The sequence below is a fragment of the Pseudomonas gorinensis genome (assembly GCF_042015035.1).
In the GTDB taxonomy this organism is placed as follows: domain Bacteria; phylum Pseudomonadota; class Gammaproteobacteria; order Pseudomonadales; family Pseudomonadaceae; genus Aquipseudomonas; species Aquipseudomonas gorinensis.
On sequence record NZ_CP167125.1, the window covers coordinates 2,818,042 to 2,832,547 of the forward strand.

General features: G+C 63.2%; 13 protein-coding genes. 10 read left to right on the top strand and 3 right to left on the bottom strand.

The window, feature by feature from the left end; genetic code table 11:
• The first annotated feature begins 205 nt into the window (after window positions 1-205).
• Window positions 206-2,050 (top strand): PAS domain-containing sensor histidine kinase, encoded by a 1,845-nt coding sequence (locus AB7933_RS12990; protein WP_024074648.1) that lies wholly within the window; start codon window positions 206-208, stop codon window positions 2,048-2,050.
• A gap of 4 nt (window positions 2,051-2,054) precedes the next feature.
• Window positions 2,055-2,690, top strand: a complete 636-nt coding sequence (locus AB7933_RS12995) for a response regulator transcription factor (RefSeq protein WP_024074649.1) — start codon at window positions 2,055-2,057, stop codon at window positions 2,688-2,690.
• Between the two features lie 6 nt (window positions 2,691-2,696).
• Here the strand turns inward: AB7933_RS12995 and AB7933_RS13000 are convergent, their stop codons facing one another.
• Window positions 2,697-3,311, bottom strand: a complete 615-nt coding sequence (locus tag AB7933_RS13000; protein ID WP_024074650.1) for a TetR/AcrR family transcriptional regulator — start codon at window positions 3,309-3,311, stop codon at window positions 2,697-2,699.
• Window positions 3,304-4,155 carry a 3-hydroxybutyryl-CoA dehydrogenase gene (locus AB7933_RS13005; protein ID WP_024074651.1) on the bottom strand — a complete coding sequence of 284 codons (852 nt, stop codon included), beginning with the start codon at window positions 4,153-4,155 and terminating at the stop codon, window positions 3,304-3,306. The genes AB7933_RS13000 and AB7933_RS13005 overlap by 8 nt, the downstream gene beginning before the upstream one ends.
• A 162-nt stretch (window positions 4,156-4,317) precedes the next feature.
• Between AB7933_RS13005 and AB7933_RS13010 the strand changes: the two genes are divergently transcribed.
• The 8 genes from AB7933_RS13010 to AB7933_RS13045 all read left to right on the top strand — a co-directional run bounded on the left by AB7933_RS13010 (window position 4,318) and on the right by AB7933_RS13045 (window position 12,838).
• A complete protein-coding gene (locus AB7933_RS13010; RefSeq protein ID WP_024074652.1) occupies window positions 4,318-5,340 on the top strand; it encodes an AraC family transcriptional regulator in 1,023 nt (340 codons plus the stop codon).
• Between the two features lie 367 nt (window positions 5,341-5,707).
• Window positions 5,708-7,486: an acyl-CoA dehydrogenase gene (locus AB7933_RS13015; RefSeq protein WP_024074653.1), complete on the top strand. Its 1,779-nt coding sequence runs from the start codon at window positions 5,708-5,710 to the stop codon at window positions 7,484-7,486.
• Between the two features lie 217 nt (window positions 7,487-7,703).
• Window positions 7,704-8,732 carry a phosphate ABC transporter substrate-binding protein PstS gene (gene pstS / locus AB7933_RS13020; protein ID WP_024074654.1) on the top strand — a complete coding sequence of 343 codons (1,029 nt, stop codon included), beginning with the start codon at window positions 7,704-7,706 and terminating at the stop codon, window positions 8,730-8,732.
• 74 nt (window positions 8,733-8,806) lie between these two features.
• Entirely contained in the window at window positions 8,807-9,772 is a 966-nt protein-coding gene (pstC, locus tag AB7933_RS13025) for a phosphate ABC transporter permease subunit PstC (protein ID WP_024074655.1), read from the top strand.
• Window positions 9,772-10,683, top strand: a complete 912-nt coding sequence (gene pstA / locus AB7933_RS13030) for a phosphate ABC transporter permease PstA (RefSeq protein WP_024074656.1) — start codon at window positions 9,772-9,774, stop codon at window positions 10,681-10,683. Before pstC ends, pstA begins: the two co-directional genes overlap by 1 nt.
• 76 nt (window positions 10,684-10,759) lie before the next feature.
• Window positions 10,760-11,521 carry a phosphate ABC transporter ATP-binding protein PstB gene (pstB, locus tag AB7933_RS13035; RefSeq protein ID WP_017847588.1) on the top strand — a complete coding sequence of 254 codons (762 nt, stop codon included), beginning with the start codon at window positions 10,760-10,762 and terminating at the stop codon, window positions 11,519-11,521.
• Between the two features lie 31 nt (window positions 11,522-11,552).
• A complete protein-coding gene (locus tag AB7933_RS13040) occupies window positions 11,553-12,251 on the top strand; it encodes a hypothetical protein (protein WP_024074658.1) in 699 nt (232 codons plus the stop codon).
• Window positions 12,251-12,838: a hypothetical protein gene (locus AB7933_RS13045; protein ID WP_024074659.1), complete on the top strand. Its 588-nt coding sequence runs from the start codon at window positions 12,251-12,253 to the stop codon at window positions 12,836-12,838. The genes AB7933_RS13040 and AB7933_RS13045 overlap by 1 nt, the downstream gene beginning before the upstream one ends.
• Window positions 12,839-13,154: 316 nt before the next feature.
• On the opposite strand, the gene AB7933_RS13050 is transcribed toward AB7933_RS13045, so the two are convergent.
• Window positions 13,155-14,495, bottom strand: a complete 1,341-nt coding sequence (locus AB7933_RS13050; protein WP_024074660.1) for a c-type cytochrome — start codon at window positions 14,493-14,495, stop codon at window positions 13,155-13,157.
• Window positions 14,496-14,506 lie beyond the last annotated feature (11 nt).

Sequence of the window (14,506 nt, forward strand, 5' to 3'; positions counted from 1 at the left end):
TTGGTCGAGGTGCTGGTGCTGGCCGCTCGGCGGACAACGCTGGCCTTGAGGCTTTAGCGTAGGCAAGCCGGCCCCAGCAGGAAAAGCGCGGTGACTTCTCCGGCCGCTTTTATATACTGTTCGCACGGATATATGGAAGTACTACCTGAGTTGTATAGTATATCTACTATATGTCGCTCACCGGCTTTCCCTTTGCATAGGTTCGATGATGATAGGCAACTCTGTGCGCGTGCCGCGCTGCTCGCCGCTGCTCGATCATGACCCGCAGCCGAGCCTCCTGTTGGACGCCCAGGCCCGGCCGCTGGAACTCAATGCGGCGCTGCGGGTATTGCTCGAGCAGCTGTCCCTGGCCGAGTGCGAAAGCCTGTTGCCGGTCAATTACGTGTCGCTCGTCCAGGCGTGCCTGGGGCAGGCGCGGGCGATCGAAAATGTCGAGGCGCAGTGCGCCGACCGCATCCTGGTGTGGACCTTTATTCCCGACCCTGGGGACAAACGCGTACTGGCCCGTTGCCGGGACGCCAGTGCGCAGATTGCCGCCGAGCGCGAATCGGTCAAGGCCAGGCGCTTGTACCGGCTGATCATCGAAAACACCACCGACCTGATTTCCCGGCACACGCCCGACGGCTGTTTTCTCGATGCCTCGCCGGCGTCCTGGGCGTTGCTGGGGTATTGGCCGGGGGAGTTGCGTGGGCGCCCGGCGCAACGACTGTTTCACCGCCAGGGCTTGGCCAGGCTGGCGCGTCGCGCCCGTGAGGGCCTGGAGCAGGACGGTTACTACACGATGACCTATCGCGTCCGCCATCGTCAGGGGCATTACCTGTGGTTCGAGACGGCCTGCCGGGCGATCCGCGAGACCTACACGGGGGCGGTGGTGGAGGTGGTCAGCGTGTCCCGCGATATTACGGCCAGGGTCCAGGCCGAGGAGACCACCCGGCGCCTGGCCGAGGTGGTGGAGGCCCACACCGACCCCGTGTTGTTTATCCAGCCCGGCGGGGCCGTGACCTATCTCAACCCTGCCGCTCGCCGCATCCTGGGGTTGCTTGAATCGCCGCAGATGCCGAGCCTGGCGCAGTTTCTCGGCAGCGAGGTCCTGGCCTGCCTGCACCGCGAAGGCTGGAGCAATGCGGAACGCCATGGCCGCTGGAGCCTCGACACGCGCCTGCAACCGCTGGGTGGGGCGGTGACGGTGCCCGTGGTGCTGATGTTGCTGGCGCATCGCTCTGCCAGCGGCGAGCGTTTTTATTCCCTGGTGGTTCGCGACCTCACTGAACGGGAGTTGCGCGAGGCTCAACAGCGTCATCACCAGGATGAACTGGCCCACACCGCGCGCCTGGTGACCCTGGGGGAACTGGCGTCGGGCATTGCCCATGAAATGAACCAGCCCCTGGCCGCCGTGGTGAACTACGCCAACGCCAGCCAGCGTTACCTGAGTGCCCTGGGCAGCGACTCCCCGGCGGCCGAACGGGTGGCGCAGGGCCTGGAGCGGATCTCCGTGCATGCCAACCATGCCGCGCAAGTGATCAAGCGCCTGCGCGCATTCTTGCGCAAGGGCCGACGGCGCATGGAGGCGTTGAACCCCCGGGAGGTGGCCCGCGAAGCGGTACGCCTGTGCGCCTGGGAGGCCGGCGATTGCCAGGTGACGATCGAGGATCGCCTGCCGGATAATCTGCCGCTGATCTACGCCGACCGCGTGCTGCTGGAGCAGGTGCTGTTGAACCTGCTGCGCAATGCCATCGAGGCGAATCGCGAAGCCCATCCCGGCCGGCCCTCGCGCCTGGTCATCGGCGCCGCGGCGCAGCGTGACGGCTGGGTGCAGATCGACGTCAGCGACCAGGGCCCCGGTGTATCACCGGCCCAACTGGAGCAGATATTTACCCCGTTCTACACCAGCAAGGCCAATGGCCTGGGCCTGGGCTTGTCCATGAGTCGCAGCATCATCGAAGGTTTCGGTGGCGAGTTGCAGGCTGTGCCGATGTCGGCAGGCCTGCAAATGTGCTGTCGCTTGCCGGCACATGCCCAGGGCGGTGCAACACAACAACAACAGGAATGAAGGCATGGTCAGCGTGACGGAACAGGTGGTGTATGTGGTGGATGATGACCAGGGGATGCTCGACTCGACCGTCTGGTTGCTGGAGTCGGTGGGCCTCAAGGCGCTGCCGTTTACCAGTGGCCGCGACTTTCTTGAGGCCTGCGACAGCCGCCTCAATGCCTGCGTGCTGCTGGATGTGCGCATGCCCGGCATGGGCGGCCTGAATGTCCAGGAGCACATGCGCAGCCGAGACTTGCACCTGCCGGTGATTTTCGTCAGTGGCCACGCCGATGTGCCGATCGTAGTCCGTGCCTTCAAGGCCGGTGCCCATGACTTTATCGAAAAGCCCTACAACGAACAGTTGCTGCTGGACAGCGTGCAGCAAGCCCTGAGCAAAGCCGATCAACGCCACAGCCTGGGCGAAGGGCCTGCGCGGGTCCAGGCGCTCCTGCAACAACTGACGCCACGGGAGCGCGATGTGTTGCTCCCGCTGGTGCAGGGCTACACCAACCGGGAAATCGCCGAGCAGTTGGGTGTCAGCGTCAAGACCATCGATCTGTATCGCGCACGGGTGATGAAACGCATGGCGGCCAGTCATTTACCGGAGCTGGTGGGCATGGCGATTGCCGCCGGCCTGGTCGACCCCCTGCACCTGCGCTGAGGCGGCTCAGGCCACGGCAACCTGCAGGCTCGGCCGCTCACTGGGCCTTGTCGCCAGCATGCGCTCGATGGCACCGGTGAGCAGGTTCTCCAGCAGTTCGGTGCGTTCCGCCTCATCCAGCGCCTGATCGGCCAGCCAGCTCGGCGCGTTGTTCAGCAGCGTGGCGATGGCGTGGCCAGCGGCTTGCAGGGCCTGGGCACTCAGGCGCCGCGGCCGGCCGAGCATCTGCAACAGTCGGCGTTCGTATTGTTCGCGCAACTGCCGCACCCGCAGTTGCTGGTCTTGCGTGAGACAACCGCTGTCACGCTCCACCAGGCGGAAATGCCAGGGCATCTCTTCATGCAGCCTCAGGTGCGCGTGGATCAGCCGTTGCAGATTGTCCTGGCGCGAGCGTGGTCGCTGCTCGACGCGCCCCAGGGTGGTCAGCAGTTCTTCGTAGAACTCTTCGATCAGGTCCAGCAGCAGATGCTGCTTGCTGGGATAGTGGTGATACAGCGAGCCCGGGGTGAGCCCCAGGCTACTCGCCAGCTCGCGCATGCCGACTTGACCGAAGCCTTTGCTGGCCAGCAGTTCCAGGGCCTTGTTGCGGTGTTCGCACAGGCGCGAGCGATATTCAGCCATAGCTATGGAAGCCGCGCCCGGTCTTGCGCCCCAGGTAACCGGCGGCGACCATCTCCCGCAGCAGCGGGGCGCTGCGGTATTTGCTGTCCTGGAAGCCGTCGTAGAAGGCCTCCAGGATCGCCAGCAGGGTATCCAGGCCGATCAGGTCGGCCAGTGCCAGCGGGCCGATCGGCTGGTTGCAGCCCAGGCACATGCCGGCGTCGATGTCTTCGGCGCTGGCCAGGCCCTCCTGGAGCACCAGGATCGCTTCGTTGATCATCGGCACCAGGATGCGGTTGACCACAAAGCCTGGGCGATTGCCGGCGGTGATCGCGGTTTTGCCCAGGTACTGGGCCAGCTCGATGGCCTGGGCGTGGGTCGCGTCACTGGTCTGCAGGCCCCGGATCACTTCGATCAGGCCCATCACCGGCACCGGGTTGAAAAAATGCAGGCCGATAAAGCGCTCGGGGGCGTTGACGCTCGCTGCCAGTTCGGTGATGGACAGCGACGAGGTATTGGAGGCAATCACGCACCGCTCATCGACGTGCGCGGCGATCTGTTGCAACACGCGTCGTTTCAGCTCGAGGTTTTCCGTGGCGGCCTCGATCACCCATTGCACAGGCGCCAGGCTGGTGTAGTCGGTGCTGGTGCGGATCTTGTCCAGGGCGGCGTGCTTCTGCGACTCGCTGAGCAGCCCCTTGCTGACCTGGCGATCAAGGTTCTTGCCCACCGTGGCCAGGGCTTTTTCCAGGGCACCGGCGCAGATGTCCAGCAAGGTCACGTTAATGCCGGCCACTGCGCAGACCTGGGCGATGCCGTTACCCATGGTGCCCGCGCCGATTATGCCGATAGTCTGCAAATTCATCGTCAGTCTCTCTTCTCAAGGTGCGCTGCCTTTGCAGGGCAGGCACGCCTTGCAATACGGAGCATTGGGCGAGAGTCTAGGGCCCGACAATGTGGCGGCCTATGCCGTAACCTGTCAGTTGTATTGGCGTTTCTTACCATGTTCACGCTACAGGACCCCAGAATGATGCCCACGCGGGAAAAGGATTCGGTTGCCGTCTACTTCGTGCAGGTCATGATCCATGCGCTGCGCGACCAGCCTGAGCGGCAGGCCGCGGTGCTGGCCGAAGCGGGCATTGCGCCGGCGCTGCTGAATCAGCCCGAGGCCCGGGTGCCGGCCAGTGCGTTTGCGGCGTTATGGCTGATCCAGATTCGCGAGTTGAACGACGAGTTCTTCCGGCTCGACTCCCATGGCATGCCGCCGGGCAGTTTCGCCCTGATCTGCCGGGGGCTGATCCAGGAACCGAACCTGGGCAAGGCACTCACCCAGTGCCTGGCCAGTTTCTCCCTGTTCCTGCGCGATTTTCGCGGCAGCCTCAGCGTGCAGGGCAAGCGCGCGGTGCTGCGCCTGGAGGCCGGCGGCGGCGATGACGACACCCGTCGTTATGGCGAAGAAACCTTTCTGGTGCTGATGATCAGCCTGCTGTGCTGGTTGGGTGGCCGACGCGTGCCCATCGATCGCGCCGATTTCCGCCATGCCCGTCCGCCCCAGAGCGACGACCTGTTGCTGTGGGGCTACAACCTGACGTTTGGCGCCGAGCGCACCGAAATCGAATTTGCCAGCAGCTACCTGCACCTGGCCGTGGTCCAGGACCTGGCTTCGCTCAAGGTGTTCCTGCGCAGCGCGCCGCAATGGCTGGTGATCCGCTTTCGCAACCCACATGGCGTCTCGACCCAGGTGTACCAGCGCCTGCGTGGCAGTCATTACAGCCAATGGCCGGCCCTGGAGGACTTGGCGGTGGACTTGCACATGAGCCCCAGTACCTTGCGCCGACGCCTGGAGCGCGAGGGCTGTTCGTTTCAGGAGATCAAGGATGAAGTCCGGCGCAGCATGGCGCTGGAGCTGCTGTGCCAGACACGGGCCAGCATTGGTGAAATCGCCGCGCACAGTGGTTTCCAGGAGCCCAGCGCGTTTCATCGGGCCTTCAAGAAGTGGACCGGTGAAAGCCCTGGCCGTTACCGCGACCGCGTCCAGGGCAAGCCCTAATGCCATTCAGTCAGGGCTTTTTTGTAGGAGCGAGCTTGCTCGCGAAGAACTCACAGGCGCCGCGTTCATTCAGGAAGCACGCGTTATCGTTGACGTTTTTCGCGAGCAAGCTCGCTCCTACAAACAAGCCTTAACTGAATGAGCCCGCTCCCCACCGTTACAGTGTTCCTCCTTCAGTGAGAGTGTCCGTTTACGTCAGTTTTTCGACGGATTTGGTAATTGCCAGGGCGCACTCGCTCAACGCTCAATAGCGCTATGTGCTGCGGGCTCCGCAGTACACCTGGGTTTTTGCCGATGGCCGTCTGGGTCAATCGCCAGCGGCGAAGGCGGTAGCAGCCTGTCTAACGAGTCAACGAGGAAAGCAGCAATGAGTGGTTATGCCCATCCGTACCGCGATACCGAATTCGTGCTGGAGGAATTGGTCGGGTTTGAGCGGTTATGCGCGAGCGCCGGGCTTCAGGATGTCAATAACGAGCTGGTCTCGGCCATTTTGAGCGAGGCCGGCCGCTTGGGTTCCGGCGTGCTGGCACCGCTCAACCGGGTCGGCGATACCCAGGGGGCGCGGTTGGGCGAGCAGGGTGTGCAGGAAACGCCGGGGTTTGCCGATGCCTATCGGCAGTTCCAGGAGGGCGGCTGGCCCTCGTTGACGGCGGCGGAGCAGCATGGCGGGCAGAACCTGCCCAACGTGATCGGCACGGCCGTCAATGAAATCTGGCACAGCGCCAATATGGCGTTCGCCCTGTGCCCGATGTTGACCCAAGGCGCCATCGAGGCCATCGCCCATCACGGCTCGGCCGAACTGCAGGCGCACTACCTGCCCAAACTGGTCAGTGGCGAATGGACCGGCACCATGAACCTCACCGAACCGGATGCTGGCTCCGACCTGGCCGCGATCAAGAGCCGGGCGGTCCCCCAGGGCGATCATTACCTGATCAGCGGCCAGAAGATCTTCATCACCTGGGGCGACCACCAGATGACCGACAACGTCGTGCACCTGGTGCTGGCGCGGTTGCCAGAGGCTCCGGTGGGCGTCAAGGGCCTTTCATTGTTCGTGGTGCCGAAGTTCTTGCTCGACGCCCAGGGCCGGCCAGGTGCGCGCAATCATGTGCAGTGCATTTCCCTGGAACACAAACTGGGCATTCATGGCAGCCCCACCTGTGTGATGAACTTTGGTGACCCCGAAGGGGCCGTCGGCTATTTGCTCGGTGAACCGCACACGGGCCTGGCCTGCATGTTCACCATGATGAACCACGCCCGCCAGAGTGTCGGGTTGCAGGGGCTGGCGATTGCCGAACGGGCCTACCAGCAGGCGCGTCAATACGCCAAGGACCGCCTGCAAGGCTCGCGTAAGGACGGCAGCCGTTTCTCGATCATCCACTTTCCGGATGTGCGCCGGATGTTGTTGCAGATGAAAGCGTCCATCGAAGCCATGCGCGCGTTGGCCCTGGTGGCCGCGGCGGAAGTCGACCGTGCCGCGTGCGCGGCCACCGCGGACCTTGCGCGCCAGCATCAGGGCCGGGTCGACCTGTGGACCCCGATCGTCAAGGGCTGGCTGACCGAGTTGGCCCAGGAGGTCACCTCCCTGGGCGTGCAAATCCACGGCGGCATGGGGTTTATCGAAGAGACCGGCGCGGCCCAGCATTATCGTGACGCCCGTATCCTCACCATTTATGAAGGCACCACCGGTATCCAGGCGCTTGACCTGGTAGGGCGCAAGACCCTGCTGAACCAGGGCGAGCTGTTGAACAACCTGCTGGATGAAATGCATGAAACCGTCGAGCAACTGCACCGCATCGACGCCCTCGCGTACCAGGCGGTGACGCTGGAGGCCGCACTCGGGGCCGGACGCCAGGCCTTGTCCCTGTTACTCGACCAGGCCAAACACGATGGGGATTGGGCGGGCAGCGTCAGCGTTAACTACCTGATGCTGTTCGGCTACCTGTCGGGCGGCTGGCTCATGGCGCGCTCGGCGGTGCAGGCGCATGGGCGCCTGGCCGCCGGCACGGGCGACGCCAGCTTCCTTGAGGCCAAGGGCATCAGCGCACGTTTCTATGCCGAGCAACTGCTGCCCCGCGTGCACGTCTTGCTGGCGGCGATCAGCGCCGGGAGCGCGAGCATCATGGCGTTGGAGGAAGAGCAGTTCTGATCGCCGCGTTGTAGCGTTTGCAGCCGGGGGTACCTCACGGCTGCAGACGCCATTGGCCAGGGCGGCGTCAGTTGCATGTGTTATGAGGTAATAACGTCGAAATTGGCCGCTGTGGCGATAAATGGGGACAAAAACGCTGCCTGCCATTCAACATTCATAAAAACGTAACAACACTGCTGCAAAGTTCGGGAGCCCTTAAACACAAGGAGTTCCCTTAATGAAAAGCTTGATGAAGTCTGTTGCACTCGCCGTTACGGTATCGCTGTGCGGCACCACGGTGTTCGCTGCCGAGAGCGTCCGCCTGACCGGCTCCGGCGCCAGTTTCCCTGCACCGATCTACCTCACCTGGTTCAAGGACTTCAGCAAGAAAAGCGAAGGTGTCACCGTGGATTACCAATCCAAGGGCAGCGGCGCGGGTGTACAGGACTTCCTGAATAAAACCGTCGACTTCGCCGCCAGTGACTCGGCGATGAAAGACGAAGACATCGCCAAGGTCGCCGAAGGCGCGCAGTTGCTGCCGATGACCGCGGGCGAAATCGTGCTGGCCTACAACCTGCCGGGCAACCCCAAGGGCCTGAAGCTGCCACGGGATGTGTACTCCAACATCTTCCTGGGCAAGATCACCAAGTGGAACGATCCGCAGATCGTCGCCGCCAACCCTGACCTGAAACTGACCGATACGCCGATCACCGTGGTTGTGCGTGCAGACTCCAGCGGTACCACGGCGGTCTTCACCAAGCACCTGGCAGCGATCAATCCGCAGTTCCAGAAAGAGCTGGGTGAGGGCAACACCGTCAACTGGCCAGCCAGCGACAAATTCATCAAATCGCCCAAGAACGATGGTGTGACCGCCACCGTACGCCAGACCCCGGGCGCTATTGGCTACATCGAATACGGCTTCGCCAAGCTGGCCAAGGTTGACTTTGCCCAACTGCAAAACAAGGCCGGTCATTACGTCGTGCCGAACGCCGAAAGCGGTGCCGAAGCCCTGGCCGCGGTGAAAATGCCGGAAAGCCTGGTGGCCTGGCTGCCGGACCCGGACGGTGCCAAGTCGTACCCGATCACCTCCTACACCTGGATGATCTTCCGCAAGCAGAACGGCAACCCGGCCAAGGCCAAGGCCATGCGTGAAATGGTCGAGTACAGCCTGACCGAGGGGCAGAAAATCGCCGACTCGATGGGTTATATCCCGCTGCCGAAATCGGTCGTGGACCAGGTTCGCAAAGCGTCCGCCAACATCCAGTAACGCGCTTAGGGCCTCTCTCGGTGTGTGCTGCCAGCCATGCCGGGAGCGTTTCCCCCCTGTTCCGGAACTCGCCAATGAACACACCTTTTGTCGTACCGGTTAACCCGGATTCTGCCTGCCAGCCACCGTCTACGAAGGATTTCCTGGTTGACCGGACCTTCCGTGCGCTTGCGCGAATAGGGGTGGTGCTGGTGCTGGCATTGGTCTTTGCCTTGGTCTTCGAGGTGGGACGCAAAGCCCTTCCCGGCATGGAAAAGCACGGTTTTGACGTATTGCTCGGCAGCGTCTGGGACGTCAACCAGGGCAAGTACGGCATTCTGCCGGCTATTTGGGGCACGCTGTACAGCGCCCTGATCGCCTTGTTGATCGCCGGATTTTTCGGCGTCAGCATGGCGATTTTCCTGACCCAGGACTTCCTGCCCGCCAAGCTGGCCGCCGTGTTTCGTACCATCGTCGAATTGCTCGCCGCGATCCCCAGCGTGGTGTACGGCCTGTGGGGCATCTACGTGGTGATCCCGGCCATTCGCCCGCTGACGGCCTGGTTGAACACTGAACTGGGCTGGATCCCGTTTTTCGGCACGTCCTTGAGCGGGCCGGGGCTGCTCCCGGCGGCGCTGGTACTGGCCATCATGATTCTGCCGACCATTGCCGCGGTGTCCCAGGACGCCCTGACCGCCGTGCCGATGAAAACCAAGCAAGCGGCCTATGGCATGGGCACCACCCATTGGGAAGCGATCCTCAAGGTGATGGTCCCGTCCGCCGCCACCGGTATTTTCGGCTCGCTGGTCCTGGGCCTGGGCCGCGCGCTGGGTGAAACCATGGCCCTGGCCATGCTGGTCGGTAACGCGAACAACATCTCCCTGTCGCTGTTTGCCCCGGCCAATACCCTGGCGGCCTTGCTGGCGCTGAACTTCCCCGAAGCCGGGCCGAACGAGATCGAGGTGTTGATGTACGCGGCACTGGTGCTGATGTTGATCACGCTGATCGTGAACGTCTTCGGCTCCATGATCATGATGTATGCCCAACGGGGTAATAAGTGATGACTGATCTCACTGCAGCAACCGACCTGACCGCGCCCGCAGGCGCGATGCCCAGCTTGCAGCGCAAGTTCGAAGGCCGCGCCCTGCGTAGCCTGGTATTGACCACTCTGGTCTGGGGCGGCGCGCTACTGGCCAGCGTGCCGCTGATCTCCGTGCTCTACATGCTGATCATGCGCGGCGGGGCGCGCCTGAGCCTGGAAGTGTTCACCGAGTTGCCTCCGACGGGGTTCGAGACGGGTGGTGGCTTCGGCAACGCCATGGCCGGCACCTTTGTGATGGTCGGTATCGCGGCGGCTATCGCCGTACCGGTCGGCATCATGGCGGCGATCTTCCTGGCCGAACTGGGGCCGGACAGCAAGCTGGCCAACGCCTCGCGCTTTGCCGCCAAGATGCTCACGGGGCTGCCTTCCATCCTGGCCGGGGTGTTTGCCTATGCCCTGGTGGTGATGACCACCGGGACCTACTCGGCCCCGGCGGGCGGCGTGGCACTGGCGGTCCTGATGCTGCCCATCGTGGTGCTGACGGCGGAAGAGTCGATGAGGATGGTGCCCAAGATCATGAAGGATGCGGCCTACGGCATGGGCTGCACACGCTCGCAGGTCATCTGGAAAATCGTCTTGCCCACCGGCCTGCCGGCGATCCTCACGGGCGTCATGCTGGCCGTGGCGCGAGCGGCGGGCGAAACCGCGCCGTTGTTGTTTACCGCGCTGTTCAGCAACTACTGGATCTACCACGACGGCAGCCTGGCCGTCATGAATCCGACGGCCTCGTTGGCCGTGCTGATTTACAACTTTTCAGGCATGCCCTTCGACAACCAGCTTGAGCTCGCCTGGGCGGCCTCGCTGGTGCTGGTCATGATCGTGCTGGTCGTAAATATCGTCAGCCGTATTTTCGGCAAGCCCAAGTATTGAGAACGGGAGCACCTGAATTTTGAACGTATCAACTGCGCAACGAGCCGCTCCGTTTGTCACCCAGGCGCCTGTGGTCATGGACTGCAAACTGGACAAGATTTTCTACGGCAACTTCATGGCCGTGCGTGACAGCCATGTGCCGATCGAAAAAAACAAGATCACCGGCTTCATCGGGCCTTCCGGCTGCGGCAAAAGTACCGTGCTGCGTAGCCTCAACCGCATGAACGATCTGGTGAAGGGCTTTCGCTTCGAGGGCCATGTGCATTTCCTCGGGCAGGACGTCTACGGCAAGGGCGTTGATCCAGTGGTCGTGCGCCGCTATATCGGCATGGTGTTTCAACAGCCGAACCCGTTTTCGATGAGCATCTTCGACAACGTCGCCTTCGGCCTGCGCCTCAACCGCTACAAGGGCGACCTGGGTGATCGCGTCAAGCACGCCCTGCAAGGCGCCGCGCTGTGGGATGAGGTCAAGGACAAGCTCAAGGTCAGCGGCCTGTCGCTGTCCGGTGGCCAGCAGCAACGGCTGTGTATCGCCCGCGCCATCGCCACCGAGCCGGAGGTGCTGTTGCTCGACGAGCCTTGTTCCGCGCTGGACCCGATCGCCACCCGCCGGGTCGAGGAACTGATGGTCGAGTTGAAGAAGGACTACACCATCGCGCTGGTCACCCACAATATGCAGCAGGCCATCCGCGTGGCGGACACCACGGCCTTCTTCTCGGTGGACATTTCCCAGGGCACGCGCACCGGCTACCTGGTGGAGATGGGCCCCACCGCGCAGATTTTCGACAACCCGCGCGAACAAATGACCGGGGACTACATCAGCGGCAAGTTCAGCTGACCCACTTATCCAACGTTTCTCAGGATTGCCAATGCCTGCAACACGTCGTCTTGATTTGCCCGCGATCGAACGCGCACTGCGTGAGGTACAGAGCCGCTTTGCCGAACTCAGCCGGCACTTTACCGAGCCGCGCGACCCCTTGACGGACGAAGTGCTGCACAACGTGCTTGAAGGCTACGCGCTGATTGACGATTATGTCGCTCGCGGCGTCGACCTGTTCGATCTGCAGCAACTGAACCTGATGCTGGAGATCAACGCCACCGTGCTCTGCGGCAAGGACCCGGTGCGTCGGCTGGAATACGCCCAGCACCTGGCGGCCACCGAGGAGCACTTTTTCAACAACGTTGAAGGTGGCATCAAGGACTTGTACAACTGGTATTGCGCGTATCGCAGTGAGTCCGTGTGGAAGCGTGCCGCGGGTGTGTATGTGCGCATCCTCAGCAAGCCGCAATTGTTCATCGAGGGTAACAACCGCAGTGGCTCGCTGATCGTCAGCTACTTGCTGATGCGCGCCGGGTTGCCGCCGTTCGTGCTGACGCTGGATAACGCCGAGGGCTATTTCAACCCGTCCTCGGTCATACGCAACTCCGCCAAGCATGGCGTCAAGGCGTTGTACGAATTGCCCAAGATCAAGAAAAAATACGCTGCGTTCCTGGAAGATAAGGCGCCTGATCCAATGAAGTTTTTCCTGAGCGACACCGCCGTGCCTGCCTATCAGGGAGGCCTTTGATGGGACGGTATTCAGTGACCGACACGCTCCAGCGCCTGTTCAAACGCCCGCGCATCCGTATCTCGTTTGATATCGATGACACGTTAGCCTGCCAGCTCCACCATAGCGCCGTCGAACGCAGCCGGCTGCCGGCCTGTGTCCACCGGTTGCTCGGCGAGCCGCTGCGCCTGGGGACACGCGCCCTGACCCGCGAACTGCGCCGCCAGGGTTGCAGCATCTGGGTCTATACCTCGTCCGGTCGCACACCGTCCTATATTCGGCGTTGGCTCATGCTGTATGGCATCCGTGTCGACGGTGTGGTCAACAGCGTGCTGCACAACCGTGCGCTGACGGTGCATGGCCTGTCGAATACCCCCTCCAAATTTCCGCCGGCCTTCGATATCGACTTGCATGTCGATGATTCCGAAGGTGTGCGCAGTGAAGGCCATGACCATGGTTTCCGCGTGGTCGTGGTGGACCCGCAGGACGAAAACTGGGCACAGCGAGTGCTGGATGCCGTCGCTCATGTCCAGGCGCAACTCGCCCGGCAGCAACCGCTCAGGCACCCACAGCCTGCGCGACCACGGGCGCAAGTGTTCTCCTCCTGAGCATGGGTATCTGCTTGGGCTCAACGCTGAACACCCGGTAGATAGGGGCTGTTGTGGCGAGCGGGCTTGTTGTGGCGAGCGGGCTTGTTGTGGCGAGCGGGCTTGCCCCGCGTTGGGCTGCGCAGCAGCCCCAAAACCAGCCTCTACAGAGTGTCTGATACACCGCGCTCTTCTTGACTGGGGCTGCTGCGCAGCCCAACGCGGGGCAAGCCCGCTCGCCACAACAAGCACTCTCACCACAGCAAGCCCTTTCACCACAATAGGCCCGCTCGCCACAACAGGTCTGTCTGCCGGGGCGATCGCCGGAATACGCCTTTCAGCGCATATGCAGAATAATCGGGCTGCTGCTGGCCGGGTCTGTATGCCCGCGCAGCTTGGCCACCGCCTTCGCGTCGACCGCGCCACCGCTGTTGCCCCAACTGCTGCGCACGAAACTCAGAACCTCGGCGATTTGCGCGTCGGTCAGTTGCTCGCGGAAGGCCGGCATGCGGTAAGCGTCCGGCACGCCGGCGGCGACGATGCGTTGCGAGCCGTTGAGGGTGATGTTGATCGCCGAGGCGTCTTCCTTGGCCAGTGCCGAGGTGGCGCCGGCCAGCGGTGGCATCCACTCGGGTTGGCCCTTGCCGTCAAGGCCGTGGCAGGAGGCGCAGCGGGTCGCGTAGGTGTGCGCGCCGGGGGAGTCCGGGCGCGCTTCGGCGGTCACGTAGTGCCAGGGTGTGCCGTCGCGCTGCGGGTCGCCGGGCAGTGACTTGAGGTAGCGCGCGATGGCCGCCAGGTCGTCGTCAGCCATGAACTGGGTGGAGTTGTTGAAGGCTTCGGTCATCGAACCGTAGACCACCGCGTGTTGATTACGCCCGCTCTTAAGGAACTGCACGATCTCCGGTTCGCTCCAGCGCCCCAGTCCGGTGTTGGGGTCCTGGCGCAGGCTGGGGGCGTACCAACCGTCGAGCAGGGCGCCGGCGAGGAACGGCGCGCCGGATTCGTCGAGGGCCTTCTCGTTGAAAGCCAGGCCGCGCGGCGTGTGGCAGCTGCCGCAGTGGCCCGGCCCCTGGACGATGTAGGCGCCGCGGTTCCACAGCGCGTCCTGGCTGGGCTTGGCCGCGTAGGTGGCGGTCGGCGCGAACAGGCCATTCCACAGCGCGATGGGCCAGCGCATATTCAGCGGCCAGGGAATATCGCTGGGGATATTCGGCTGCTTGGCCGGTTGCACGCCATGCATGAAAAACGCGTACAGCGCACGCACGTCATCGTCGCTGAGCTTGGCATAGGACGGGTAGGGCATGGCCGGGTAGAGGCGTCGACCACCTGGCGCTACGCCGTGGCGCACCGCGCGGTCGAAGTCGGCCAGGCTGTAGGCGCCGATGCCGGTGCCCTGGTCGGGGGTGATGTTGGTGGCGTGGATAGCTCCCAGCGGCGTGGCCATCTCCAGGCCGCCGGCAAACGGCGCCTTGCCCGGCAGGCTGTGGCAGGCCACGCAGTCGCTGAGGCGGGCGACGTACTCGCCACGGCTGATCAGGGCCGGCTCGTTACTGGCGGCCGCTTCCTGTGCGAAGGGTGAAGCGGGCTGACGGTTGACATACCAGGCCAGCAGCGCGGCGGCGACCAGGCCGGCCAGCGCGAGCCAGCCTACGGTTCTTGCGAATCGGCGGTTGTTCATGGGCGTTCCTT